This is a genomic window from Halomonas sp. (assembly GCF_029263665.1).
GTDB lineage: Bacteria > Pseudomonadota > Gammaproteobacteria > Pseudomonadales > Halomonadaceae > Halomonas.
The window spans coordinates 40046-66876 of the sequence record NZ_JAJUFQ010000003.1 but is presented as its reverse complement, the minus strand read 5'-3'; the positions used below and the strand labels follow the sequence as shown (position 1 = coordinate 66876).

Below are 26831 nucleotides of genomic sequence, written 5' to 3'. Positions count from 1 at the left end.
CCCATCACCAACTTCAAACTTCAGTGTCACTGGCGAATCTGTCCATCGCCCAGCACAACGTACTTGCGCGTTGTGAGACCCTCAAGACCCACGGGGCCACGCACATGCAGGCGATCAGTGGAAATTCCGATCTCGGCGCCCAAGCCATATTCGAAGCCATCGGCAAAGCGTGTCGATGCATTGACCATCACTGAACTGGAATCCACTTCCGCCAGGAAACGCCGCGCCAAAGTATAGCTCTCAGTCACAATGGCATCGGTATGGCGCGAGCTGTAGCGCTCAATATGCGCCATGGCCTCTTCGATGCCATCGACGATGCGGATGGACAGTATGGGTGCCAGATACTCGGTCGCCCAATCCTCATCACTCGCTGCATTCATTTGCGGCACAATGGCACGGGCTCGTTCACAGCCACGCAACTCGACACCGTGCTCGAAATATACCTCGGCCAGGCGTGGCAACAGTTGCGCTGCAATAGGCTCATCCACCAGCAAGGTTTCCATGGCGTTACACACGCCATAACGATGCGTCTTGGCATTGATTGCAATGGCTTCAGCCTTGTCCAGGTCAGCGCTGGCATCCACATAGACATGGCAGATTCCGTCCAGGTGCTTTATCACCGGCACCCGGGCATCGGCGGATATGCGCTCGATCAGTGATTTCCCGCCACGCGGAATAATGACGTCCACGTACTCAGGCATCGCGATCAAGCGACCAACCGCAGCGCGATCCGTGGTTTTCACCATCTGTACAGCGGCGGCAGGCAACCCAACATCTGCCAGGCCTTTCGTAATACACTCACTCAATGCAATATTTGAAGCATTGGCCTCGGAACCGCCACGCAGTATGCAGGCATTACCCGACTTCAGGCACAGGCTGGCCGCATCCAGGGTGACGTTGGGGCGCGACTCGTAGATGATGCCAATGACACCCAGAGGAACACGCATCTGGCCCAGCTCAATACCACTAGGGAGTGTATGCAAGCCATCGATCTCGCCCACAGGGTCAGGCAAGGCCGCGACTTGATGCAGGCCTTCAATCATGGCATCAATGCGCGCATCATTCAGTGCCAGGCGATCAAGAAGCGCAGCATCCAGGCCTTTGTCTCGGCCACGCTCAAGGTCCTGGGCATTGGCAGCCTTGATCACCTCTCGGGCTGCAAGCAGATGTGCGGCGACGGCCAGCAAAGCCTGGTTCTTGACAGCAGTGCTGGCGCGACGAAGCTGAGTAGCCGCATCACGAGCCGACTGGCCCAGTTGTGTCATGTAGGCGTCAACATCGGCGACCTGGGTGATGGCATCATTGGCGTTGGCTTGGGCGGTCATGCCGAAAAGGATCTCCTCGGAGGGAAGCGCTAGCGACTTGTCAGTCAGCGGCTTCTCGAACTCTTGTCAATGGAAGGCACCATACTAAATCAGCATGCGCAACAAGTACAAAGTCGCCCTATTCAGGCTCAATCTTCTTATCGTTGCTGGCTTGCTCGGTTATCAGGCCGCCACCGTCGCACACCCCATAGACGCCGGACTGTTGGGTCTGGCAACCGTCTGGCTGGTCGTCAGCACCCTGTTGCTTGAATTCAGCCACAGGCGTCATGCCTACCGCCCATGGTTAATGGTGCCAAGCATTCTCCTGGCCAGCTTGCTGACCCTGAGTCCTGCACAGAACAGTGAATGGTTATGGGTCTGGCCATGCCTTCTGCTGCTCCCCCAGAACCAATGGATGCTGGTACTGAACATCTGCCTGGCAGGTTTCTCCTGGTGGTGGTTACTGGGGACATTGAGCTTGCATCATTGGCTGTTTGCCGGGGCCATATTGAGCATATTCATACTGCTTGCCGTGGCCCATTCCCTGCCTATCACTCAACGCCAACGCAGCTTCTTGCAGCGCGCACGGTTGGCTCCCGGATTGCCGCTCTGGCCACTGGCGCAACTCGAGCGTGACCTGCCCAGGGAAACCAGTCGCGCCACCCGTGATGGCGTACACACCGAACTGGTCCTGGTGCAGACCAGTCCCCTGCACCTGTGGCCCCTGGCTCACCACTTATGCAAGCTCATTCATCGCTTTGAAAACGTCTACCATCTGAACGGCCGGACGCTTGGCATGATCCTGACCAGCACCACATCGCAGCACGCCCAGCAGCGCCGTAATGACATGCTCGAAGCGCTCGACCACCCTGTCACCGTGCGCGTCGCCCAACTCTCCGGCCTCAACTCCCTGACCCAGGCCCTGGCCGCACTGGACAAGCAAGCGCCCTCAACACACGTTGTGGAGGGAGGCGCATGACCGACCATCCTCACTGGGCTCCCGAGTTACGGGCTGCAGCCGGTATCGTTGCCACATTGATGTTGGCCGGGTTATCACTCTGGCACTATCTCGTCGGCGACTATCGGCTGATTGCCCTGCCAGCAGCAGTGGCTTGCCTGCTGCTGATCTCCACTCTCAGCACGCTACGCCGACCTACCCGCACCATGGATTATCTGCTGTTGGTCTGCGGCTACCTGGTCACCTTCATGCAGTTCCCGAGCCTGGACGACTTCCACACCTTGTGGCTATGCGCCCTGATAGTATTCAACCTGATGCTCCTGCCGTTATCTCCCTTGCTGACACTGGCCCTGAACCTGGTGCTGATGCCAGTATGGATCGTCCGCCTGGAAGGCAGTTTCGCCGCATGGAATCACACCCAGCCCTACCTGACCATGGTGGCCATCGTTGCGCTATGTGGCTGGGAATTCCAACGCCAGCGGGCTTTGGCCCGGGCAACCGATCCAAACGACCCCGACTGCGATGCAGTCAATCGCCATACGCTGCACGAGCGCCTGGAGGGAGAGGTCGACAGAGCACGGCACCTGGAACAAGGCCTCGTCGTATTGATTCTGCACCTTCCTCAACTGGACATTACCAGCGAGCAATTCGGCCCCAGGGCTCAGCTGTCACAACTCGACCTACTATGCCGGGCCGTGCGTTCTCGTTGCCGCGACCATGATATTCTCGGTCGTCAGAATCACGCCGATTTCTGGCTGGTCCTGCCCAACACGTCAGAAAGTGGCGCGCTTCTGGTACTCAAACGCCTGGAGCAGATGCTGGATAACATCCGGCTTACCGATACTATCCCCGTGACCTTATGCTCATGTCTGTGTACCCTGCGCCCGAGCGAAACTTGGCCTGACTTCGAGCAGCGCCTGGAAAAGAGCACCTTCGACCTGAACATCTCCTGTCACAGCGGAACGCAAGCGCTCACGCCATCTTCTTGACATCGAGAGGCTGGCATGGGCCCACCAAGGAATCATGCAAGTGGATCTAGGGAACTGGCTGTACCAGATGATGCCATCTCCAGGCGTACTTCTGGCATTGATCATCGCAATCTCTCTGGTGGAGTCACTGGCACTGATTGGCCTGCTGGTCCCTGGCGTGGTCCTGATCACGGCAGCTGCGTCCCTGGCCGGGCACTATGAGATCTCACTGGCCTGGGTGATAACCTGTGCTTTCTTCGGCGCCATCATCGGCGACGGCGCCAGCTATACACTCGGTTATCGCTACCGCGATCAGGTCACTTCCATGTGGCCCTTGTCGAAACATCCTGAATGGCTGGAACGAGGCAAACGCTTCTTCGATCATCATGGCCCGCTTTCGGTACTCCTGGGCCGTTTCGTCGGCCCCGTGCGCCCCATCGTGCCGTTGATAGCCGGCATCATGCACATGCCACCAGCCACTTTCACCTGGGCAAATGTAGGGTCGGCAATGCTATGGGCGCCGGCTTACGTGCTGCCAGGTTACTTTCTCGGCAATACCTGGGACCAGTGGCAGGCACTTCCTGCGGCCCTGGATCCCTGGCTCATTGGCCTGGGCATTACCGTCGTGGTGCTTGCCCTGCTGTTTTCTCTGGTGCGGCATCATGCCAGCCCGGAGGGGCTGCTCTATCGCGGCCTGGCCTGGCTAACCGCCCGCCTGCCAGGTGGTAACAAGCTATGGCGCATTCTGGCCCCCCATCATGAGGACGAGCCTCCCCTTGCCAGTTGGCTGCTGTTACTCGGCTCCCTGGCCGGGTTGTCTGCCTGGACCCTGATGGTGCTGGATGCTGATGGTCCCATGCCCATGGACGCGCGACTGAATGCCATCGTCAGCGGACTTGATCTGCCATTACTACCGACATTTTCGGAAGTCATGGCCAAGGCCGGTGACATGCTCGGCATCATTGTCATCACATTGCCCTGGCTCGCCTGGTTGCTTGTGAAACGCCATTGGGCAGCTCTGGGCCACATTCTATCTGCCCTACTGGGCGTTGCCGCCCTCAATACACTGGGCAAGGAACTGATCGGTAGAGCAAGACCCGATACGCCAGACTATCTGGCCAATTCCTTCTCTTATCCCAGTGCCCACACCTCCACCAGCGTGGTGGTCTTTGGCCTGGCAGCCACTTTCATCGCCCAAGCCCTGCCGCGACACCAGCGCTATTGGCCATATTGGGCAGCCATTCTGATCGTGGTACCCATGGCTCTGTCGCGCATTACCCTGGGAGTGCATTGGTTGAGTGACCTGGTCGGCGGCAGCTTGCTTGGCCTGGTGGTATGCGCCATGACTCAGTTGGCGTGGTCACGCCAGGAACGCGAGCCTCTCTCGCCCTGCCCCCTGCCTGCCCTGCTGCTTGCTTCACTGCTGCTGGTCTGTGCAAGAGTGTTGTGGCTACCCCCAGTCTGAAGACCATTCGAGGAGAAGATCGCATTCGCGTTGTTTGCCTTCTCCTTCAGCCAAACGCCAGCCATAACCCCACGCCTAACATCAACGTGCCAGCGACACGATTAAGCAAGCGCACGTTACCGCCCTTGGCCAGCAGATGGCGCAGGCTCTTGCCACCACTGGCATATAACATCAAGGCACCGAACTCGATGGCCAGGATCATCACGATCAACACCAGCAACTGCCCTATAAATGGGCGTGAGGCATCAAGAAAGGGAGGCAGAAGCGCCACAAAAAAAGCCCACCCCTTGGGATTGGCAACCGCCGTGACAAACCCCTGCATGGCCAACTCCTTGCGGGCTGTCGGGGCCACGCCAGAGAGATCATCAGGAATGGCCATACGGCCTCTTGAACGCCACATTTGTATGCCCAGGTAGAACAGATAGGCACCACCAACCCACTTGAATACAGCAAACAAGGCCGGCAACTTGAGCATTAACGCTGCCACGCCAGCCCCGGCAGCAAAAGCCACCAGGCCAACGCCCAGCAGCTCACCAACCATCATCCACAGCGCACGCTTCACTCCCTGGGTCATGCCCAGCACCATCGCCAGGGTCATGCACATTCCCGGTGTCAGCGAAACGAACAGAAAGGTAGGAACGAAGACAGACAGTACCGCCAAAGAAGGCATCAGGTTTCCTTACCACAGCACATGGAATGAAGTTACAACGGAATATCGCCCGGATCATGAAGCTTGCCTGTCCGAGCCATCATGCCTGCCCCGTCAATCATCCCCCCAACGAGGCACCAATTGCTGCTCGATACCCAACTGATTGAGGATGCGAGCCACAATGAAGTCGACCATATCTTCAACGCACTTCGGTTGATGATAGAAGCCCGGTGCCGCAGGCAGGATCACGACTCCCATACGCGTCAGGCTCAACATATGTTCGAGATGAATCGCGGACAGAGGCGTTTCACGTGGCACCAGTACCAGCTTGCGACGCTCCTTGAGTGCCACATCGGCCGCCCGCTCTATCAGATTATTGCTTGCCCCCGTCGCCACAGCCGACAGAGTGCCAGTCGAGCACGGGCAGATGACCATGGCCGCAGCAGCCCCGGACCCCGAAGCGACGGGAGCCATCCAGTCCTCACGAGCAAAGCAGCGCAGCTGTCCTGGCGCCGCCCCATAACGCTCTCCCAGCACCTCAGCCAGACGCTCCGGCCTGGCAGGCAAAGCCTCATCGGTTTCCGTGGCAATGACCATATGGGCCGCCTTGGATACCATCACCCAGACTTCATGCCTTGCCGCCACCAGCATTTCTATCAGGCGCAGCCCATACTGCGCCCCGGAGGCACCAGTCAGAGCCACGCTGACGGGAGCATTGAAGCCCGCCGTCATTGACGGCTTGGGCGAGACGTCAGTCATGGGCAGCCTCCAATGCCTGCAATAGACGTTCGTGAATGCCCTCAAAGCCTCCATTGGACATCACCACGATACGATCATAGGGTCGGGCCTCTGCCACCACATCAGCGACCAACGCATCAATGTCACCCAGGCAGGCCGCCGGCACCGGCGACTCGGCAATCACCCCATCAAGTGACCAGTCCAGTCCCTCGGGTTGATACCACCATACTGCATCGGCACTCGCCACGCTGCCTGCAAGGCGTGAACTGAGCGTCCCCAAGCGCATGGTATTGGAGCGCGGCTCGATCACGGCCAGAAGCCGGCCTCGCTGAGTCGCTGCTCGCAAACCTTCCAGGGTTGCCTGAATGGCAGTGGGGTGATGAGCAAAATCATCGATGACCTGAATACCTGCCACTTCGCCACGCACTTCCTGGCGCCGGCGCGGAGTCTCGAAGCGTGACAAGGCCGCCGCGCTGCGCGCCAGATCAACCTTGAAATACGCCGCTGCCGCCAATGCCGCCAGCGCATTGCGAGCGTTGTAAGCACCTGTCAGTGACCAGTCCACCACGGCATCTTCCTCGCTACCATCTTGCTGACGATGGATGACCCGAAAACGACTGGCATCCTCGCGCTCCAGCTCGATTCTCCATGAGGAACCAGGCTGAGTGCCAAAACGCTCAATGGGTGTCCATGCTCCCTGGGCCAGCACACGGTCCAATGCCGGCTCACCATCCGCAACCAGCAGGCATCCTTTGCTCGGCACGGTACGCACCAGATGATGAAACTGGCGTTCGATGGCAGCCAGATCCGGGAAAATGTCAGCATGATCGAATTCCAGGTTGCCCAGTACCGCCACCGTTGGCCGGTAATGAACGAACTTGGAGCGCTTGTCGAAGAAAGCCGTGTCGTACTCGTCGGCCTCCACCACGAACGGCCCTTCGGGATCGCCAAGACGGGCTGAAACACCGAAGTTACGTGGCACACCGCCAATCAGAAAACCTGGGTTCAGGCCTGCACTTTCCAGGATCCAAGCGGTGAGGCTGGCTGTCGTGGTCTTGCCATGGGTCCCAGCAATGGCAATGACTGGCCGGCCGGGCAACACATACTCAGAAAGCCACTGCGCGCCGGAGACATAGGCCATCCCTTCATCGAGCACTGCCTCCACCTCGGCATTGCCCCTCGACAGCGCATTGCCAATGATCACCAGATCAGGCCGCGGAACCAGGTTATCGGCACAATAGCCTGACATCAGAGCAATGCCGGCCTCTTCCAACTGAGTACTCATGGGAGGATAGACATTGGCATCCGAACCACTGACCTGATGACCCAATTCCCGCGCCAGCAAGGCCAGGCTGCCCATGAAGGTTCCACAGATTCCGACAATATGAAGATGCATGGGGGGCGCCTCCGAGCGCACATGACCAACCCGAATCCGGCAGACTACCATGCCGCTCAGAAGGCCTCCAGCAGCGCCGGAGCAAGGACAATCCGTGCTATCCCGGATGCACCTGGGGAACCAATGGGCTAGAATCGCGCCTTACACAATTACGCTGGCGCCATAGATACCAGGGAAGCAATGAATCGATAGGCGAACGGGATAAAGCGGCAGAGAGAGGTGCTGCCGCTAACCATGTGGGAAGTTTTGGCGCGGAAGGTCACGCGTGAAAATGCACCACACCTGACGGGAGCGCAGACGCACGGAGCGTGTCTGGGTTCCCGCAGCCCCTCGTGCATAGCCCGTCATACACTGCTTCCTGGCGCCGAAGTCATCCCCTCAGGAGTCCCAGCCCCATGGCTCAGCACAACGCCTTCTACGCCCAGTCCGGTGGTGTCACTGCCGTGATCAATGCCAGTGCCTGTGGCGTCATTGAAGCCTGTCGCCGTAACAGTGACCGCATTGGCAAGGTATACGCCGGCCATAACGGTATCATCGGCGCTCTCACCGAAGACCTGATCGACGTCAACCAGGAGAGCGACGAAACCATCGCGGCCCTGCGCCACACGCCAGGCGGTGCCTTTGGCTCCTGCCGTTACAAGCTCAAGGACATCGACAGCCATCGTGCCCAGTACGAACGCCTGATCGAAGTCTTCAAGGCCCATGACATCCGCTACTTCTTCTATAACGGTGGTGGAGACAGTGCAGACACATGTCTCAAGGTGTCTCAGCTGTCTGAGAAGATGGGATATCCGCTGACCGCCATCCATGTGCCGAAGACGGTCGATAACGACCTGCCGATCACCGACAACTGCCCTGGCTTTGGCAGCGTGGCCAAGTACATTGCCACCTCCACCCTCGAAGCGTCTCTGGACATCGCCTCCATGTGCGCTACGTCCACCAAGGTATTCGTGCTCGAGGTCATGGGGCGCCATGCCGGCTGGATTGCAGCCGCCGGTGGCCTGGCTGGCCAAGGTGAAGGCGAGCCTCCGCATCTGATCATCTTCCCTGAGGTTCCCTTCGATCGTCGCAAGGTCATGGAGCGGGTCGAGTACGCCGTGAAACACTATGGCTACTGCGTGATCGTGGTCTCCGAAGGTGCCCGCTATGAAGACGGGACCTTCCTTGCCGACTCCGGCAACACCGATGCGTTCGGCCACCGTCAGTTGGGTGGGGTTGCTCCGACCTTGGCGGGCATGGTCAAGCAGGACCTCGGCTACAAGTATCATTGGGCCGTAGCCGACTATCTACAGCGTGCGGCTCGTCACCTCGGCGCCAAGACCGATGTGGAGCAGGCCTATGCCGTGGGCGAAAAAGCCGTAGAACTGGCACTGACTGGCCAGAACTCCATGATGCCAGCCATCAAGCGCATCAGTGATGCTCCCTATCAGTGGCAGATCGAAGCGGCTCCCCTGGCAGAAGTTGCCAACCGCGAGAAATTCATGCCGCCGGAATTCATCAGTGCAGATGGCTTCGGCATTTCCGATGCCTGCCGCTCCTATCTGTCTCCGCTGATTCAAGGCGAGGATTTCCCTCCCTTTGAAAATGGCCTGCCCAAGGTCGCCAAGCTCAAGCTTGCCCGCGTTGAAAAACGCCTTCCGGAATTCTCTCTGTAAGCCACTAGTGCAGCAGAGACATTCCTGACAGTCCCTCACCCCGCCGACGGCGGGGTGAGGCTATCATGTCGGACGTGTCACCAGCATCACACCTCCCAGCAGAATGACACCACCGATCAGGAAGCTTGTCGTCAGCGGCTCCTCAAGCAACATAGCGCCGAACATCACCCCGAAGATCGGTGCCAGAAACGACAGCACACCCAACTGTGATGCCAGATAGCGGCGTAGCAAGGCAAACCATAGCAGCAATACACCAAAGGAAATCACAAAGGTCTGGAAAGCCAGACTGGTCACTGCTGACGTCGTGACAGCCATGTTTCCAAGATCCCCCCGCAGTGCCGCAACAGGTAGCAGCAGCATTGCTGCCGTGACCAGTTGATAGAACAGCGTCTGTAATGGCGGCGCTTCAGACAAGGACGAGCGGCGCAAGACCAGCGTGGTCATCGCCCAGGAAGCACCGGCCAGCAGGCCCAGCATATCCCCTAGTAACGTGGCGCCATTGACGGACACGCCCCCTATCGGCGCCATTGCCACCACCAGCCCACCGAATGCGATCATCATTCCTAGCCACTGGCGCTTTACCAGTTGCTCACCTGGTACGAGAAAATGCAGCCCCAGGGCGGCAAAGATGGGCGCCGTATAGAGAAAGACAGACATATGCGACGCCAGTGTGTAATTCAGCCCTACTGCCACGAACACGAATTCAAAGGTAAACCCCAACCCGACCAGCAGCCCCGGCCCCAGCCCTGCTCGCAGTTCGGCAAAGCGGATACCACGCCAAACCATCAACCCTCCAACCAGCAGCGCTGCCAGCAACGAGCGAATGGCAATCTGCGTCAGTGGCGGCACTTCCGCGGCAATCGCCTTGATAGCAACCTGTTGCAGACCAAGGGCCAGACAGAAAGCCAGCATGGCCACGCCAGCCATCATGTCCACAGGACGGCGAGAGTGATGAAGTGCCGATACCTGAACGCCGCCGACAGCAACACATCGTGATTCCGCCATTTTCCTTCCCCCTTGGTGATAGGCGTTTCGATCAGAGATAACCGGGCAGAGACAGCCGAACCGGGATAGCTGAGCTGGGTTAGTCGAGCAGAGATATCAAGTAGCGCTAGTTCAACATTTGCCCGTCTCGTGTCCAAACGATTAATGTGGGCACTTAGGCTCAGGAAAACTCAACCCATGAAGATAGAGCGACTACCACTCAATGCTCTCAGGGCATTTGCGGAGGCGACTCGAGAGGGCAGCTTCAAGGCAGCAGCCACTCGACTCAACGTCACACCTGGTGCGGTGAGCCGGCAAGTCAAGCAGCTTGAGGAATACCTGGACACGGTGCTGTTCGAGCGTCAGCCCAATGGCGTCCGCCCTACGGCAAAGGGACAACTGCTGGCTCAGGATATTGATGCCGGCCTGCAACGTATCGCCGATGCAGTCGCAGCGCTCCATACACAATCCCAGGCCGCTTTTTCCCTGCTGATCAGTGCACCACCGTCCTTCTCCCAATTGTGGCTACTGCCACGCCTGGAAGATTTTGAAACCCGCGGGGAACAGGTGACCATTTCGGTGGATGCAAGCCAGTCATTCAGCGAGCCGTCGTGGCATGAGGAAGGAGCGCGCCTGGCACTACGCTACGGCCGAGCTCCTTGGAGTGGTGTGAAAGGCGTTCAACTGTTCGAAGACGTTCTGATACCAGTCTGCTCCCCTCACCTTCTCGAGCGCAGCCCTATCCGTCAGCCTTCCGACCTGCTCGACCATACATTATTCGAAGTCAGCTGGCGCACTCAGCAACGTGGAGGCTTCCCGGGCTGGCGCGACTGGTTTGCAGCCGCCGGCCTGACAGACACTTCTCTCTCCGGGCTGCGCCATTACTCCTTGTACGGGCTTGCTCTGGATCAGACCATCGCGGCACGCGGCGTCATGCTGGCCAGCTATCCGCTGGTTGCCGACCGTCTCGAAAGCGGTGTCCTCGCATGCCCCTTTGGCGATGCCCATGCGCTTGCCTCACCGTTCACCTATGAACTCGTCATGCCCCGCCATGGCACGCCCCCAACTGGCGTCAACAGCTTCATCGACTGGCTGCTGGCAACCGCCACGTATTTCCGGCAGCACAATTGGCTACCCCATCACCCAGCGTCGCTCTAGCGTAGCCACCAGGAAAGCACCAACAGCAGCATCAGCAAAGCTGCAATACACTGCCAGAGCTTGGTCGGCTCTTTCCCCTCCCTTGGAATCGAGGGGTCTTCACGAGTGTGCCTGACAGGCTTGAGATGATAGAGAAATTCCGACAAGCGACGGAAACGCAACGGCCGCTGAGGGTCCAGCGCCCGACGTAGAGCCTCATCGAGTTCACTACTGACTTCTGGATTCAGGCTACGGGCACTGCGGTAGCTGAGCTGTTCAAGATCGGTATGGCTACGGAGACGGCTGGTCGGTACTGCATAGGGCAAATCTCCCGTCAGCAACCAATAGATGGTGGAAGCCAGCGCATATTGATCACTACGCCTTCCTACCTCGTCATCCAGCGCGTATTCGGGAGCACTATGTTCATTCAGCCCGACTTGCTGAACTAGGCGACGAGAGCGGCGATGGCCATCCACATCACGTAAATGGCATGCACTGAAGTCTGCCAGGATGACCTGTCCATGAGGGTCAACCAGTACATTGTCCGGATGCACCTGCTGGTGAATCAGGTCTCTGCGATGCAATGCCTGCAGCGCCTTGCCAAGCTGCGATGCCAGATCTAGACGTTGCGCCAGGCTGGACAAGGGATGAAGGCGCACCCACTCCGTCAGAGTCACGCCTTCGACATGACGCATCAGATAATAGAGATAACGGCGCGGACGCGAAGGTTCTACGACCCGGACAACGAAAGGCGAATGCACTCTTTCCACCACCCACTGTTGCAGCAGAAAATGCTCCAGGTAAGCGTTGCGATTGGATAGTTCGGGACTGGGCGCCTTGAGCACCGATGTCCGGCCACTCTTGATATCGTGCACTCGATAGACACGGGAATGCGCCGTACGCGAGAGCACTTCATCTACTTCAAAGCCATCAAGACGATCCCCCTTGTTGAGCTCCGGGGGAATAGGCAGGTCTCCATAGACGCGACTGGGGCGATCGGGAGTAGCATCCGGCAGCTCATCGACCCGCACCAGTTGGAAACAGAAGGAGTCACTGCCATAACCCCGCTCACCGGCCCGCTCTTTGGCAGCCTGGGCGAGGCGCTCGCATGCCGCATCCAGGTCACTGGCATCCTGGCGAATCAGACCAACATAATCTGAAGGCATCAAGGTGCCGCGCACGCTCTGGGTCGTGAACAGGAAAATATCTCCCTGCTTCAGTGGTATCTCCGCATAGTCGACATCGACCCTGGCATCCATGCCCAGTGCCCGAGCCGGGTAGCGGTACCCGCCAAGGTCAGTGACATGATCCCGTGTCAGTTGCTCGAACTCCGCCCCACGCAGGCGGAACACCAACGTATCACCAACATGAAACAGGTGGGCATCTCGACCAAGGAAGATCAGCGTCGACAGCGAAGACACATAGCTACCGTCCTGAACCTGACGGGTTTGTCCATGGCACCACGCGTTGAGAGAGTGCAACACTCGGTGAACAGAGGTCTTTATCTCCCAGTGTTCAGGGGTGGAGTAATAATCCGCCAGAAAGCCACGCACACTGAGATCACTGGCCTGCTTGGCCAGAACGTTACGGGATGCCGAATCGCTGACCAGCGCCGCAGCCCCTTTGGACTGCATCTGGCGTTCATCGGGCACACTTACCGACATGGAGCTGCGATGATGGCGCCGGTCCGGCGCAACAAAAGCTTGCCCATAACTCAGTGATAAACGCGGGGTGGCCAAGAAACCCTCCTGATCATCGACTTCAGGCCCCAGGAGCTGGGGATCGCCTCGCCCCTGGCATGTATAAGGTTGCCATCATACACGCCAGGAATGGTAATCGGTGCTCGGGATTCGTATAATTCGCCCGCTTTTTTACTGTTCCGAACATCCGCCAAGGAACCGCTGAATAAAGCAGACATGCGTGGCGGCACGCGAGCATTTACCCAGCGGTTCTCAGGAGACACGCGACAAGTCGACGAGCATATTCAAGCACAAGGCGCCCGGAGCACAGGAGTCCGAGCATATGGTCATATGTGAGAACAACGAGCACCGCGCACCAATTCGCCAGGAGCGAATTGGAACACCCTTCGGGTGGCCCGAAGGGTAGTCGCCATGGATGGCGACTATAGCCTTGTGACTGGATCGCGCAGACACTTATGCCGTGTTTCCCTCTAACCAAGGAAGCGACGATGAACTTCGACAACATCCCTGCCGGCAAGGAACTCCCCAACGACATCTATGTCGCTATCGAGATTCCCGCCAACCACGCGCCGATCAAGTACGAGATCGACAAGGACATGGGCGCCCTGCTGGTCGACCGCTTCATGGCCACCCCGATGTTCTATCCAGCCAACTACGGTTTCATCCCTCACACCCTGGCTGACGATGGTGATCCTCTCGACGCCTTGGTCGTGACCCCCTACCCGGTCGCTCCAGGCAGCATCATCCGCGCACGTCCGGTAGGCGTACTGAACATGTCGGACGAAGCCGGCGAAGACGCCAAGCTGGTATGCGTACCGCATCCCAAGCTGTCCACTCTGTACGACGATATTCAAGACGTTAACGACCTGCCTGAGCTGCTGTTGCAGCAGATTGCTCACTTCTTCGAGAACTACAAGGACCTCGAGAAAGGCAAGTGGGTCAAGGTGGAGTCCTGGGAAGGTGCTGATGCCGCCCGCGCTGCCATCGAAAAATCCGCGGCTGCCTACAAGGGCTGATCCAGGCTACGGCACTGTCGTCAAAGTGCCCGCCTCCCTTCAGCCAGAAGAAAATAAGCCGCTCATTCGAGCGGCTTATTTTCATTGCAACAGGTTCAGACCTACTCCTCCATAGAGGAGTCTTCACCCTGCTCGGATGTGCCGGACTGCGGCTGAGGCTCAGTCTGGGGAACAGCCTCTCCAGTCTCGGGTTTGTCCGCTCTGCCTTTCTCGGAATCAGCATCCTGCTCTGGCTCGGCACCCACTGCCTTGTCCTGCCCGGAATCAGCATCCTGTTCTGGCTCGGCACCCGCTGCCTTGTCCTGTTCAGAATCGGTATCCTGATCCTGACCAGCATTTGTCGCCTTGTCCTGCTTGGAGCCCTGATCCTGCTTCTGCTCAGTGACCACCTCATCGATGAACGAGCGAGTCGTCTTCTGTCCGGCTGGTTTGCCTTGGTGAGTCTCTTCAGGCAGCTCTGACATGTCGTCAATCAACATTTCCAGAGTTATACCCGCTCGACTCAGCTGATGCGCCATGGTCAAAGGGTAATTGGCAAAGATGCCAAAGCCTGAACCTCGCAACACGACAGGACTCCAGAGTTGTCGCTGGGTCCGCTCAAGCTCGGCCAACAGACGCTGCCAATTATTGTCGAGACCGGCAGCGGCAATGACTCCCTGTTCATCACGGTACACCGCTTCAAGCAACAGGGTCAGGGCCCAGGCTTGACCACGGGCCTGGTGAAAATCATTGTCCACGTGATACCAGGGCACATCAGCATCCTGGGGCACATCACCCGCCACCGATATCCCCATTTCCTTCAGGCTATCGATATCCTCCACTGAGGCTGACAAGCGCAAGGTGATACGCTGCAGTTCATCACGCACACTTTCCAGCCAGGGCTTAAGCCCTGCACTATCGAAAGAGGATCCTCCTTGAGCGGAGAACTGAGTCAGGTAGGTATCAAGTTGAGTGCTGGCATCTGCCAGACGTTTTCCCGTCGAAGTCCCAAACCACTGACTATCGTCTCCTTGCAGCAACTCATTCACTTGCGCCACGGATTCCCCTGCCTGCGCATCCAGCCTGGGTAGCGCCGCACTCAACAGACGCGCCTGGCTCAGCACCCCGGCTTCCCAGGATGGCATATTGTCCATCAGCAGCCCCGGCGGGAGGATGTCGTCGCGCAAGTAGCCGCCCGGCTTGTCCAACAACGTATCCACCACCTCGGCCAGAGTGGCCACTGTCATGGCCCCCTTCGCATCAGCCGAAGCTGCCTCTCTACGCTCGAGCGTTGCGGCATTCACATCAAACCGTGATGGTGCCAGGCTCCACCAGACCGCCAGGCCGGCCATCACCACAATGACCAGGATGGCCAGGACCGCCAAGGGCTTCCATATCCATCCATACTGGGGCGTTTCAAGTTGCTCTCGACGGCGCTCGTCACGCAATCGGCGGCTTATCATAGGTGGCGCTCCTTTGGAGATGCAGTAGGATGATGTTGTACACAAGATCGGCCCATACCCCTTGGCGGCTTGCACAAGGCTGACAAGATGTTCGGGACCTTCCCTTGCATCTGATCATAACGTGTCTCATACGGGAACCCTGCACATCACCAGGATGTCTGATTGCGGGGCATAGGCTTGTTCGAATGAGTCATTCAGAAAAAGCACAACAAATCGATAAACATGACTCAAACGCAATGTCGATAGCACAGACATCCAAGCATGTGCTTCCCTAATGCCACAGCTGATTGCAACTGTTTCTACTAAGGATACATCGTGCCGTTTGTCATACGTCTGTTTGCCCTGTGCTCCTTGATACTCCTGCCCTTTACGGCCCAGGCACAGTTCTTTTCTTCCTCATCGAACTCCTCCGAATTCCTGCCGGTGGATCAGGCCTTCTTCCCTAATGCCTGGCATGATGGAGAACATCTTTACATCGGCTTCGAGAATGCTGATGGCTACTATCTCTACCGTCATCGCTTCTCCGTCACAGCCCCTGATGCACCGGACCTGCTGGGAGAGCCTCAACTCCCCCCCGGGGAGGCCAAGACAGACGAATTCTTCGGAGATGTCTTCGTCTTCTACGACAAGATGGTCTTTGCCGTACCTTTTACTACGCCTCAGCAAGGCCCAGTGAATATCGACCTGACGTTTCAGGGCTGTGCCGATGCAGGCTTGTGCTACCCACCGGAAACCGTGCACCTGGAAGCCCCGCAAGCGTCAGCGCCCTCTCAATTTGCGGCAGATGCCGAAGCCCTGATGGCTGGCAATGCTAACGACACCGTGAGCAGTGCCAAGGACAAGGACGCCCAGGGGGGCACACAGGCCAGCAACGACACCACTCCCAGCAGTGATTCCGCAACCGCCAACAACCCTGGAGCCAACAGCACTACAACCAACAGCACTACGGCCAATAGCATGAATGCTACTGAGATTGCCGTACCGCTCAGCGAAGACAGCCATTTCAGCACACTGATGCGTGATACCAGCGTACCGTTGATGCTCGGCCTGTTCTTCCTCGCTGGCCTGGGACTGACGTTCACGCCCTGCGTACTGCCGATGCTGCCTATCCTGTCTTCAATCATCGTGGGACAGAACCCTACTCGTGGCCGCGCTCTAGCCCTGTCGGGCAGCTATGTGGCCGGCATGGCGCTGACCTATGCCCTGGTCGGTGTCCTCATGGGATTGTTTGGCGCCGGGCTCAACCTCCAGGCCCGACTGCAGTCAGCACCGGTGCTGATTCTTTTTGCCATCCTGTTCACCTTCTTCGCACTTGCCATGTTCGGAGTATTCAATCTGAGCCTGTCATCACGCTTGGGCAGCCGCATCGATGCCTGGCAGACCAGGGCCCAGCAGAGTGGCCCCGTAGGCCTGGCGGTGGCTGGAGCCTTGTCTGTACTGGTCGTTTCCCCTTGCGTTTCGGCACCTCTGGCCGGTGCTCTGGTGTTCATTTCCACTACGGGAGATGCATTGATCGGTGGCGCCGCCTTGCTGGCCCTGGCCCTGGGCATGGGCGTGCCCCTACTGCTGGTCGGTGGCTTCGGCACGACCCTGCTTCCCCGTTCAGGTGCCTGGATGAATGGCGTCAAGACAGCCTTTGGCATTCTTCTCCTCGGGGTCGCGATCTGGCTGATCGAGCGCCTGCTACCCAGCCAAGTCGCCCTGCTTCTGTGGGCAGGACTGGCCATCGGCACAGCCCTGACCCTGGGCGCCTTGAACCTGTCCGCATCCGCTGGCTGGCCACGTGTGCGCCAGGGAGCAGGCATCATGCTACTGGTATGGGGTATCGCACTGGTCATCGGAGCCGCACGCGGGGCCAGCGACCCGCTGCGACCACTGGCCATGACATCAGCTATCGCTGGAGCGACGCAGGCAAGCACGCCAGTTGCCCCTGTCACCGTTGTCCACAGCCTGGACGAATTACATGCAGCACTGGCCAAGGACTCATCCCCAGCCTTCGTCAATGTCACCGCCGAATGGTGCATTTCGTGCAAGGTGATGGAACGGGACGTCTTTCCCTCGCCGGACGTACAGCAGGCCCTGGTCAACTATCGCTGGATCGAGGCCGATGTCACCAGCAGTAACGCCACCAGTCGGGAACTGCTGCAGGAACTCCGTCTGTTCGGTCCTCCCAGCCTGCTATTCTTCGACGGAAGCGACGAGATCAGCGCCGCCCGCATCCAAGGCGAAGTCACCGCAGATCAGTTGACACGTCATGTCAATCAGGTCAGCCAATGGCTAGCGGAAAACTCCCAGGAATAACGGAAAAGGCGTTAGCCGAATAGGTGCGAAACAGACTCCCACGAACAGCGTTCGTCATGCGCTGGACAACCTTTGGGAATTTCGGCAAACTTTCGCACTACTCCGAATTCTTACACGATAGAGACGGCAAGAGCCGATATCTTGCACCGATCTATATAAACTTCGTCCGGGTTTACAGCGCCCGGCCTTCTCTGCTTAAAGGGTCGAGACAACATCATGGATATTCGTAAGGTCAAGAAGCTGATTGAGCTGCTGGAAGAGTCCAACATCAGCGAAATCGAAATCCAGGAAGGTGAAGAGTCGGTCCGCATCAGCCGCCATCCCCAGGGTGGCTCCTGGCAACCGGCTGCCGTTGCTCAGCCTTGGCCTACGGCGCCTGTTGCCGCTCCCGCACCGACGGCAGCACCGACAGAAGCAGCCCCCGCTGCAGCCGCCGCTCCTGCCTTCCAGGGCCAGGAAATCCTGTCACCCATGGTGGGAACCTTCTATCGCTCTCCCGCTCCGGGTGCCAAGCCCTTCGTTGAAGTGGGCAGCACGGTACGCAAGGGCGAGACCGTGTGCATCGTTGAGGCCATGAAGATGATGAACCAGATCGAAGCCGACCGTGATGGCGTCGTCGAGGCGATTCTGGTCGAGGATGGTGAGCCGGTCGAATTCGACCAGCCGCTGCTCGTCATCGCCTGAGCCTTGTGCCGGGTATTGCCCGGCACTCTCAGCGTTTATCCATCCAATCGGCGGATATCACCATGTTGGACAAAGTTCTTATCGCCAACCGCGGCGAGATTGCCCTGCGAATTCTGCGTGCCTGCAAGGAGCTCGGCATCAAGACCGTTGCAGTGCACTCCAAGGCCGACCGTGAACTGATGCATGTACGCCTGGCCGACGAAGCCGTATGCATTGGCCCGGCAGCTTCAGCCCAGTCGTACCTCAACATTCCGGCCCTGATCAGCGCTGCTGAAGTCACCGACTCCAGCGCCATTCATCCCGGCTACGGATTCCTTGCCGAGAATGCTGACTTCGCCGAACAGGTCGAGCGTTCCGGCTTCACCTTCATTGGACCGCGCGCCGACACCATTCGCCTGATGGGCGACAAGGTCAGTGCCATCAAGGCCATGAAAGAGGCTGGCGTCCCTACAGTGCCGGGGTCCGATGGTCCGCTGTCCGATGACGAAGGCGAACTGCTGGCCACCGCCGAGCGCATTGGCTATCCGGTCATCATCAAGGCTGCTGCCGGTGGTGGTGGACGCGGCATGCGCGTGGTCCATACCGAGGGCCACCTGATCTCCGCCGTCAATGTGACGCGTACCGAAGCCCATTCAGCCTTCGGTGATGGCACGGTCTACATGGAAAAGTTCCTGGAAAAGCCGCGCCACGTGGAAGTCCAGGTACTGGCCGATGGTCAGGGTAATGCGATCCACCTGTACGACCGCGATTGCTCCCTGCAACGCCGCCACCAGAAAGTGCTGGAAGAGGCTCCCGCTCCTGGGCTGGATCCGAAGGCCCGGGCAGAAGTTCTGGAAGCCTGCCGCCAGGCCTGCATCGAGATCGGCTATCGCGGCGCAGGTACCTTCGAATTCCTCTACGAAGATGGGCGTTTCTTCTTCATCGAGATGAACACCCGCGTCCAGGTGGAACACCCTGTCACTGAAATGGTGACCGGTGTCGATATCGTGCGCGAACAGCTGCGTATCGCTGCAGGCCTGCCCCTGTCCATTTCGCAGGACCAGGTTGAAGTCAGCGGACATGCCTTCGAGTGCCGTATCAATGCCGAGGACCCACGCACCTTCATGCCTTCTCCTGGCAAGGTCACCCTCTACCACCCGCCAGGCGGACTGGGCGTGCGCATGGACTCCCATGTCTATACTGGCTATAACGTGCCCCCCCACTATGATTCCCTGATCGGCAAGCTGATCACTTGGGGTGTGGATCGAGAGACAGCGCTGACACGTATGCGCAATGCCCTCGATGAACTGCTGGTGGAAGGCATCAAGACCAATACTGACCTGCACAAGGATCTGGTCCGCGATGGCTATTTCCAGCAAGGTGGGGTCAATATCCACTATCTGGAAAAGAAACTGGGACTCTGACCCAGCGCCTGGTTTCGAGGGGCGGCTCGCAGCCGCCCCTTTTGATTTCTCGAGTACCGTGGCAACGACAATAGCGCAAGACTTTCAGGAGCCTTCCATCCATGCCCTGGTTACAACTCAAGGCCCAAATTCCACCAGAACATGCCGAACTGCTCGAAGAGCTGCTGCTTGAAGAAGGCGCTACCGCCATCACCCTTCAGGATGCCCACGACGACCCGGTCTTCGAGCCAGACCGTGGCACGACACCGCTGTGGGACCAGACCATTCTGACAGGGCTATACGATGACCTCGAGGGCATCCACGCCATGCTTGAGCGCCTGGCAGCGGCCTGGGCCGAGCATGTCTCCGATGAGCCCTGCCCGCAGATCGAGTACGAGTTGCTCGATGACCGTGACTGGGAGCGGGAGTGGATGGATGACTTCAAGCCACTGAGAATGGGGCAGCGACTCTGGATCGTGCCCAGCTGGCACGAACCACCGGACCCGGAGGCCGTCAACCTGCACCTGGATCCAGGACTGGCCTTTGGCACAGGCACTCATCCCACTACCGCATTATGCCTGGAATGGCTGGACGCACTGTCGGTAGACGGAACACTCGAAGGCATTGAACTGCTCGATGTCGGCTGCGGATCCGGAATTCTGGCCATTGCAGCGCTCAAGCTCGGCGCCGAAAAGGCCATAGGCACGGATATCGATCCACAGGCACTCACTGCCAGCCGTGAAAATGCCGAGCGCAATGATATTGAAGAGCAGCGCCTGACCTTGCGTTACCCTGAGCAGATGAGCGGTGAGCAATTTCCTCTGGTGATCGCCAATATTCTCGCAGGCCCTCTTGTCGAGCTGGCTCCTGTCATCGCCGCCCATGTGGCAGATGGTGGACGCCTGGCCCTGTCCGGCATTCTCTCCGACCAGGCAGATGAGGTCATGGATGCCTACCACGCTCAAGGGCTGATCATGGAGGAGCCGGAATATCGCGAAGGCTGGGTACGTTTGAGCGGACAGCGCCCTGCTTAAGGGAATTTTCCGACCGAAAGATAAACCTTTTATAGCGCGACTTTCCGCCTTCACGAAGGCCTTTTCGACGCGTATGATATGCAGCCCCGAACGAGCCATTGCCCATGTCCGATTCTCGTCCATTACCCAGCATCGGTCCGTACCGGCTGGCCAATCGCGTGATTCTCGCGCCGATGGCCGGTGTCACCGACCGCCCATTTCGCTCGCTGTGCCGACAGTTGGGAGCGGGTCTGGTAGTGGGTGAAATGGTCACCAGCGACCCGAATCTGTGGCATACAAGGAAGTCTCGCTTGCGCATGGATCACCGCGGTGAGCCCGGGCCACGCTCGGTACAGATCGCTGGTGGCGATGCTGACATGCTGGCGCTGGCAGCGAAGCTGAATGCCGACCAGGGTGCCGAGATCATCGATATCAACATGGGGTGTCCCGCAAAGAAGGTGTGCAACAAGGCAGCAGGTTCCGCATTGTTGCGCGATGAACCTCTGGTGGGAGAAATCCTCGACGCAGTGGTCGCTGCCGTGGATATACCGGTTACACTGAAGATTCGTACCGGCTGGTGTGCCGACAGCAACAACGCCGTGCGTATTGCACGCATGGCAGAAGATGCCGGCATCCAGGCCCTGGCCATACATGGCCGTCATCGCCAGCAGAAATACCAGGGCGAGGCCGAGTACGACACCATCGCTGCTGTCGTCTCCGAAGTGAATATCCCGGTCTTTGCCAATGGCGATATCACAACTCCGGAGAAAGCACAGTCAGTACTCGACTATACTGGTGCAGATGCCGTCATGATTGGTCGAGGCGCTCAGGGCAATCCCTGGATCTTTCGGGAGATTGAGCACTTCTTGCGCCAAGGCAGTCGTTTGCCCGCCCCTGACGCCAAGGAGCGTCAGGAGGTGCTGGGCGGACACCTTGATGCCCTGCATGCCTTTTATGGCGAACATATGGGAGTGCGCATCGCGCGCAAGCACCTGGGCTGGTATCTAGACGGTGACTCACGTTTCGATGACCAGACACGCCGTACCCTTCGAGCCATCTTCAACGGCCTGGAGGATACCCAGGGGCAACGAGACTTTATCGACGAACTTTTTCGTCACGACCCTGCCACAGCTTCGGTGCATGTGGCGAAGGCCGTGGCACAGCATGGAACCCGTGCCGCATGACCAGCCGACAAGCCATTGACCAGACGTCCTCAATCACTACCCTGGACGCCGCCAGCAACGAGCTTAACGGCCTTGCTCCGTCCACCGCCACCGGCCAGGATGACCGACCGTTGCGAGAAGCCGTTTTCAGCGCCATGCAACGCTACTTCGATCATCTCGATGGTGGTACCGTCACCGATCTGCATGCCATGGTCATGGCTGAGGTCGAAGCGCCACTGTTGTCATCGGTGCTCGAATACACCCATGGCAACCAGACACGCGCCGCCGAAATGCTTGGCTTGAATCGTGGCACTCTGCGCAAGAAGCTTAAGCATTACAATCTGATATAACACCGCGAAGGGAGCCCACGGCTCCCTTCTATGCGCTGGCCAACCAGGAGCCAGCGCCCGAACTTTCGCTTTTTCTGTCCGTTATAGAGACCGACCCATGGCCCATACTCCCTCTCCTGCCATCCGCCGCGCCCTGATCAGCGTGTCGGACAAGACTGGCATTGTCGACTTCGCCCGCGCACTCAGCGAACTGGGTGTCGAACTGCTGTCCACCGGTGGTACTTTCCGCCTGTTGTCCGAACAGGGCATCGCTGTCACCGAGGTGTCCGAGCACACGGGTTTCCCTGAGATCATGGATGGCCGCGTCAAGACCCTGCACCCGACCATTCATGGCGGCATTCTCGGTCGTCGCGGCCAGGATGATGAGGTCATGGCCAAGCACGGCATCGATCCTATCGACATGGTGGTGGTCAACCTCTATCCCTTTGCCGCCACCGTAGCCAAGCCAGACTGCACCCTGGAAGATGCCATCGAGAACATCGATATCGGCGGCCCGACCATGGTACGTGCCTGCGCCAAGAACCACGCCCATACTTCTATCGTGGTCAATGCTTCCGATTACACCAGCGTGATCGATGAAATGCGTGGCAACAGCGGAACCCTGAGCCAGGCCACCCGCTTTGATCTGGCGGTCAAGGCCTTCGAGCACACCGCCGGCTATGATGGCGCCATTGCCAATTATCTGGGACGTCTGGTGGAAGGTAGCGATGACGGCTTCTCGCGCACCTACAACCTGCAACTGACCAAGAAGCAGTCTATGCGCTATGGTGAAAATCCTCACCAGCAGGCTGCTTTCTATGTCGAGGAAGGTACCACCGAACCCAGCGTCTCCACAGCCGTTACCCTGCAAGGCAAGCCGCTGTCCTTCAATAACGTGGCCGACACCGATGCTGCCTTCGAGTGCGTCAAGAGCTTCGAAGAAACGGCCTGCGTCATCGTCAAGCACGCCAACCCCTGTGGCGTAGCCGTGGCAGACACTCCTCTGGCTGCCTACGACATGGCCTTTGCTACCGATCCGACCAGTGCCTTCGGCGGCATCATTGCCTTCAACAAGCCTCTCGATGCAGAAACGGCCCGCGCCATCATCGATCGTCAGTTCGTCGAAGTGATCATCGCACCTGGCGTCAGCGATGAAGCCAAGGCCATCGTCGCCGAAAAGCAGAACGTGCGCCTGCTCGACGTCAGTGCCAACTGGCCGGGCAAGCGTGAAGCCAGCCATGACTTCAAGCGCGTCACTGGCGGCCTGCTGGTCCAGGATCGCGACCTGGGCATGGTATCTGTCGACGACCTGACCGTGGTGTCCGAGCGCGCCCCTTCCGAGCAGGAACTACGTGACCTGGCCTTTGCCTGGAAAGTGGCCAAGTTCGTCAAGTCCAATGCCATTGTCTACGCCAAGGACGGTCAGACCATCGGCGTCGGCGCCGGCCAGATGAGCCGCGTCTATTCTGCCAAGATTGCCGGCATCAAGGCTGAGGATGAAGGTCTTTCTGTGCCAGGATCCGTCATGGCTAGCGACGCCTTCTTCCCCTTCCGTGATGGCATTGATGCTGCGGCTGCCGCTGGCATTACCGCTGTCATTCAACCGGGCGGCTCCATGCGCGACCAGGAAGTCATCGATGCAGCCAATGAAGCCGGCATCGCCATGGTCTTCACCGGCATGCGCCACTTCCGTCACTGAGCTTCGCCTCTCGAGCTGCAAGCTACGAGGTGCCGCCTCGGGGCATGGATAAAAGCCGGGTTCAGCTTCTAGCGCTCATAAATAAGCCGCAAGGTCCTGTTTCAGGATTCACCTTGCGGCTTATTGCTTACTTACGGCTTACAGCTCGTAGCTCGTAGCCATCATTCCCCTAGATCGATGCACAGATACTTGGTCTCGAGGAATTCCTCCAGTCCCTGATGACCACCTTCACGGCCAAGCCCTGACGCCTTGACACCGCCAAACGGTGCGCTGGCATTGGAAATCAGGCCGGTGTTGATCCCCACCATGCCGTACTCCAGGGCATCGGCAACCCGCCACACACGGCCAAGATCCCGGGAGAAGAAATAGGCCGCCAGGCCATATTCGGTATCATTGGCCATGGCAATGGCATCGGCTTCATCGTCGAAGGAGAACACCGCAGCCAGGGGGCCGAAGGTCTCTTCGCTGGCCACCTTCATCTGGTCCGTTGCATCACTGATCAGCGTCGGGGTGAAGAAGTTGCCTCCCAGCGGATGAGCATGACCGCCTATCCACAGCTCGGCACCTCCATCGACAGCATCCTGCACATGCTCATTGACCTTGGCCACCGCCTTGTCATCGATCAGCGGACCAATATTGATGCCATCCTGCATGCCATCGCCTACGGTCAACTCACTGTTCATGGCCACTGCAAGCTTCTCGCAGAAAGCGTTGACCACACTGGACTGGACCAGGAAACGGTTGGTACACACGCAGGTCTGTCCCGCATTGCGGAACTTCGCCGCCATGGCACCAGTGACCGCAGCATCCAGATCAGCATCTTCGAAGACAATGAAAGGAGCGTTACCGCCCAGTTCCAGAGAAATTTTCTGGATATGCTGAGCTGCCTGGGCCATCAAGGTACGACCAACTTCCGTGGACCCCGTGAAGGTGATCTTGCGCACCGCAGGAGATTCTGTCAGCGCTTTCGCAATCTCGCCGGCGGCACCTGGCACCACATTGAACACACCGCGAGGCACACCAGCGCGCTCAGCAAGCAGCGCCAGAGCAGTCGCCGACAATGGGGTCTGGCTGGCTGGCTTGACCACGATGGTACAACCGGCAGCCAGTGCGGCACCGGCCTTACGGGTAATCATGGCAGCTGGGAAATTCCACGGTGTGATGGCACCCACCACGCCCACTGGCTGCTTGGTGACGACAATCCGCTGATTGGCACTGGCCGCGGGAATGGTCTCGCCATAGACACGCCGTCCTTCCTCGGCGAACCAGCGCAGGAAACTTGCTGCATAGGCAATTTCCCCTGCCGCCTCCTTGAGCGGCTTACCCTGTTCCAGCGTCATGATGGAGGCCAGCTCTTCCTGATGCTCGAGCATCAGGTCATACCACTTCATCAAGACATCGGCGCGTTCCTGAGCGGTCAAGGCACGCCATGCAGGAAGGGCTGATTCAGCAGCATCAATGGCCCGTTCGGTTTCCGCGCGCCCAAGCCGCGGCACTCTGGCAATGAGTTCGCCGCTGGCTGGGTTGAGGATATCAATCTGCTCACCACTGTCAGCGGCAACCCAGCTGCCATCGATATAGGCGAAGGGGCGGTACAGCGGCATATCCTGTAGGACGTTCATGAAGAGCTCCTGATCATGGGCAGACTTTCATGCTAAGCGTTGCGCTTGCGGCATACAAATTATGCAAACGTCTGCCTACGCAGCAGAAACGTTCATGCCTCGTTGATTCGCCGTGGCAAGCGGGAGTCCGACAAGGTGATCGATACCGAATCAGCAAAGCGCAAGGCATGGGGTTTATCGATTTCCACCTGGGTGGTCAGCACCTGTTCATGGCTCATGACCAGATCCAGCACCTCACGCGTCATGCGCTCCAGCAACAGAAAACGATTTCCCTCCACATGAGCAATGATCTCCTTGGTGATGGTGCGGTAATTGAGCGCCTGCTCGATATGGTTGAATGCCACAGCCTTGTCCGCGCGATAACGGATCAACACATTGATCACCACATCCTGGCGATTCTGGATCTCTTCTTCTTTGATACCAATGTAGGTTCGCAACCGCAGATTCTTGATGCGGATGGTCGCCAGATCATGATCAAAGTGCTGATCATCCAATATGTGAAGCGCCATGGCTTCGCCTCCATTGTTGTTTTTTCTCGACGCACCTTGTCCCTGCTGAAAACAAGTCCCTGTCGAAAAAAGTCTTCAGAAAATTCTATATGAACACCTATACGCTAGCCCGGAGCTTCATCCTGACAGGCAGATCCATCCAAGGCCTTTCAGCGCCCATTGATCAAGGTAAGGAATTCCTGACGAGTGGACGCCTTGTCGCGGAAGGAGCCGAGCATCACCGAAGACGTCATGCTGGAGTTCTGTTTCTCGACGCCTCGCATCATCATGCACAGGTGGCGGGCTTCAATGACAACCGCAACGCCCCGAGCACCAGTGACACTCTGCACGGCATCGGCTATCTGCTTGGTCAAATTTTCCTGGATCTGCATGCGACGGGCATACATGTCGACGATACGCGCGAACTTCGACAATCCCAGCACCTTGCCATTGGGCAAGTAAGCAATATGGCACTTGCCAATGAAAGGCAATAGATGGTGCTCGCACATGGAATACAGTTCGATATCCTTGACCAGCACCATCTCATCGGTCTCGGAACTGAACACCGCTCCATTGACGATTTCTTCCAGCGACTGGGTATAACCGCGATTGAGAAACTGCATGGCCTTGGCCGCACGACGCGGCGTATCCACGAGCCCTTCACGATCTGGGTCTTCACCCAGTTCCTTGATTATATTGCGGTAATGGTTGGCGAGAGAGTCGGTCATTAATCAGGCC

The 26831-nt window shown here is 58.3% G+C and carries 23 protein-coding genes; 13 read left to right on the top strand and 10 right to left on the bottom strand.

Annotated elements, in window-relative coordinates; translation table 11 throughout:
• Positions 1-26 precede the first annotated feature (26 nt).
• Positions 27-1325: a glutamate-5-semialdehyde dehydrogenase gene (locus Q1K07_RS03655; protein ID WP_300308004.1), complete on the bottom strand. Its 1299-nt coding sequence runs from the start codon at positions 1323-1325 to the stop codon at positions 27-29.
• A gap of 94 nt (positions 1326-1419) precedes the next feature.
• Here Q1K07_RS03655 and Q1K07_RS03650 point away from each other — a divergent pair, with 94 nt between their 5' ends.
• From Q1K07_RS03650 to Q1K07_RS03640, 3 genes are read left to right on the top strand one after another with little or no spacing between them, the layout of a single operon-like run.
• Positions 1420-2283, top strand: coding sequence for a hypothetical protein (locus Q1K07_RS03650; RefSeq protein ID WP_300308001.1), 864 nt, complete (start codon positions 1420-1422; stop codon positions 2281-2283).
• The gene (locus Q1K07_RS03645) at positions 2280-3251 is read left to right on the top strand and encodes a diguanylate cyclase (RefSeq protein ID WP_300307998.1); all 972 of its coding nucleotides are present in this window, start codon (positions 2280-2282) and stop codon (positions 3249-3251) included. The genes Q1K07_RS03650 and Q1K07_RS03645 overlap by 4 nt, the downstream gene beginning before the upstream one ends.
• Before the next feature lie 34 nt (positions 3252-3285).
• Complete coding sequence (locus Q1K07_RS03640) at positions 3286-4695, top strand: bifunctional DedA family/phosphatase PAP2 family protein (RefSeq protein WP_366945022.1); 1410 nt, start codon at positions 3286-3288, stop codon at positions 4693-4695.
• A gap of 46 nt (positions 4696-4741) precedes the next feature.
• Here Q1K07_RS03640 and Q1K07_RS03635 read toward each other — a convergent pair whose 3' ends face one another.
• The 3 genes from Q1K07_RS03635 to mpl form a co-directional block, all read right to left on the bottom strand.
• The gene (locus Q1K07_RS03635) at positions 4742-5365 is read right to left on the bottom strand and encodes a LysE family translocator (protein WP_300307995.1); all 624 of its coding nucleotides are present in this window, start codon (positions 5363-5365) and stop codon (positions 4742-4744) included.
• Between the two features lie 93 nt (positions 5366-5458).
• Positions 5459-6103 carry a flavin prenyltransferase UbiX gene (locus tag Q1K07_RS03630; RefSeq protein ID WP_300307992.1) on the bottom strand — a complete coding sequence of 215 codons (645 nt, stop codon included), beginning with the start codon at positions 6101-6103 and terminating at the stop codon, positions 5459-5461.
• Entirely contained in the window at positions 6096-7478 is a 1383-nt protein-coding gene (gene mpl / locus Q1K07_RS03625; RefSeq protein WP_300307989.1) for a UDP-N-acetylmuramate:L-alanyl-gamma-D-glutamyl-meso-diaminopimelate ligase, read from the bottom strand. The genes Q1K07_RS03630 and mpl overlap by 8 nt, the downstream gene beginning before the upstream one ends.
• 395 nt (positions 7479-7873) lie before the next feature.
• On the opposite strand from mpl, the gene Q1K07_RS03620 reads away from it, so the two are divergent.
• Positions 7874-9133 carry a 6-phosphofructokinase gene (locus tag Q1K07_RS03620; protein WP_300307986.1) on the top strand — a complete coding sequence of 420 codons (1260 nt, stop codon included), beginning with the start codon at positions 7874-7876 and terminating at the stop codon, positions 9131-9133.
• A gap of 63 nt (positions 9134-9196) precedes the next feature.
• Here the strand turns inward: Q1K07_RS03620 and Q1K07_RS03615 are convergent, their stop codons facing one another.
• On the bottom strand, positions 9197-10138 hold the full coding sequence (locus Q1K07_RS03615) for a DMT family transporter (RefSeq protein ID WP_300307984.1): 942 nt from the start codon (positions 10136-10138) through the stop codon (positions 9197-9199).
• Positions 10139-10315: 177 nt separating this feature from the next.
• On the opposite strand from Q1K07_RS03615, the gene Q1K07_RS03610 reads away from it, so the two are divergent.
• On the top strand, positions 10316-11275 hold the full coding sequence (locus tag Q1K07_RS03610) for a LysR family transcriptional regulator (RefSeq protein WP_300307981.1): 960 nt from the start codon (positions 10316-10318) through the stop codon (positions 11273-11275).
• On the opposite strand, the gene Q1K07_RS03605 is transcribed toward Q1K07_RS03610, so the two are convergent.
• Complete coding sequence (locus Q1K07_RS03605; protein WP_300307978.1) at positions 11272-12993, bottom strand: bifunctional protein-serine/threonine kinase/phosphatase; 1722 nt, start codon at positions 12991-12993, stop codon at positions 11272-11274. The two genes, Q1K07_RS03610 and Q1K07_RS03605, sit on opposite strands and share 4 nt — an antisense overlap.
• A 449-nt stretch (positions 12994-13442) precedes the next feature.
• On the opposite strand from Q1K07_RS03605, the gene ppa reads away from it, so the two are divergent.
• Positions 13443-13970 (top strand): inorganic diphosphatase, encoded by a 528-nt coding sequence (gene ppa / locus Q1K07_RS03600; RefSeq protein ID WP_149284492.1) that lies wholly within the window; start codon positions 13443-13445, stop codon positions 13968-13970.
• A gap of 101 nt (positions 13971-14071) precedes the next feature.
• On the opposite strand, the gene Q1K07_RS03595 is transcribed toward ppa, so the two are convergent.
• A complete protein-coding gene (locus Q1K07_RS03595) occupies positions 14072-15412 on the bottom strand; it encodes a DUF2333 family protein (RefSeq protein ID WP_300307973.1) in 1341 nt (446 codons plus the stop codon).
• Between the two features lie 315 nt (positions 15413-15727).
• On the opposite strand from Q1K07_RS03595, the gene dsbD reads away from it, so the two are divergent.
• The 7 genes from dsbD (at position 15728) to purH (ending at position 23983) form a co-directional block, all read left to right on the top strand.
• Positions 15728-17713: a protein-disulfide reductase DsbD gene (dsbD, locus tag Q1K07_RS03590; RefSeq protein ID WP_300307970.1), complete on the top strand. Its 1986-nt coding sequence runs from the start codon at positions 15728-15730 to the stop codon at positions 17711-17713.
• 216 nt (positions 17714-17929) lie between these two features.
• On the top strand, positions 17930-18397 hold the full coding sequence (accB, locus tag Q1K07_RS03585; protein WP_300307968.1) for an acetyl-CoA carboxylase biotin carboxyl carrier protein: 468 nt from the start codon (positions 17930-17932) through the stop codon (positions 18395-18397).
• A gap of 62 nt (positions 18398-18459) precedes the next feature.
• Complete coding sequence (gene accC / locus Q1K07_RS03580) at positions 18460-19800, top strand: acetyl-CoA carboxylase biotin carboxylase subunit (RefSeq protein WP_300307965.1); 1341 nt, start codon at positions 18460-18462, stop codon at positions 19798-19800.
• 101 nt (positions 19801-19901) lie between these two features.
• A complete protein-coding gene (prmA, locus tag Q1K07_RS03575) occupies positions 19902-20813 on the top strand; it encodes a 50S ribosomal protein L11 methyltransferase (protein WP_300307962.1) in 912 nt (303 codons plus the stop codon).
• 104 nt (positions 20814-20917) lie between these two features.
• Positions 20918-21976 carry a tRNA dihydrouridine synthase DusB gene (gene dusB / locus Q1K07_RS03570; protein WP_300307959.1) on the top strand — a complete coding sequence of 353 codons (1059 nt, stop codon included), beginning with the start codon at positions 20918-20920 and terminating at the stop codon, positions 21974-21976.
• Positions 21973-22305: a DNA-binding transcriptional regulator Fis gene (gene fis / locus Q1K07_RS03565; protein WP_300307957.1), complete on the top strand. Its 333-nt coding sequence runs from the start codon at positions 21973-21975 to the stop codon at positions 22303-22305. The genes dusB and fis overlap by 4 nt, the downstream gene beginning before the upstream one ends.
• Before the next feature lie 97 nt (positions 22306-22402).
• Positions 22403-23983: a bifunctional phosphoribosylaminoimidazolecarboxamide formyltransferase/IMP cyclohydrolase gene (gene purH / locus Q1K07_RS03560; RefSeq protein WP_300307954.1), complete on the top strand. Its 1581-nt coding sequence runs from the start codon at positions 22403-22405 to the stop codon at positions 23981-23983.
• Positions 23984-24144: 161 nt separating this feature from the next.
• Here the strand turns inward: purH and Q1K07_RS03555 are convergent, their stop codons facing one another.
• The 3 genes from Q1K07_RS03555 to folE all read right to left on the bottom strand — a co-directional run bounded on the left by Q1K07_RS03555 (position 24145) and on the right by folE (position 26821).
• On the bottom strand, positions 24145-25605 hold the full coding sequence (locus tag Q1K07_RS03555) for an NAD-dependent succinate-semialdehyde dehydrogenase (protein ID WP_300307951.1): 1461 nt from the start codon (positions 25603-25605) through the stop codon (positions 24145-24147).
• Between the two features lie 92 nt (positions 25606-25697).
• Entirely contained in the window at positions 25698-26114 is a 417-nt protein-coding gene (gene folX / locus Q1K07_RS03550) for a dihydroneopterin triphosphate 2'-epimerase (RefSeq protein ID WP_149284482.1), read from the bottom strand.
• A gap of 149 nt (positions 26115-26263) precedes the next feature.
• Positions 26264-26821: a GTP cyclohydrolase I FolE gene (folE, locus tag Q1K07_RS03545; protein WP_300307944.1), complete on the bottom strand. Its 558-nt coding sequence runs from the start codon at positions 26819-26821 to the stop codon at positions 26264-26266.
• Positions 26822-26831: the final 10 nt, after the last annotated feature.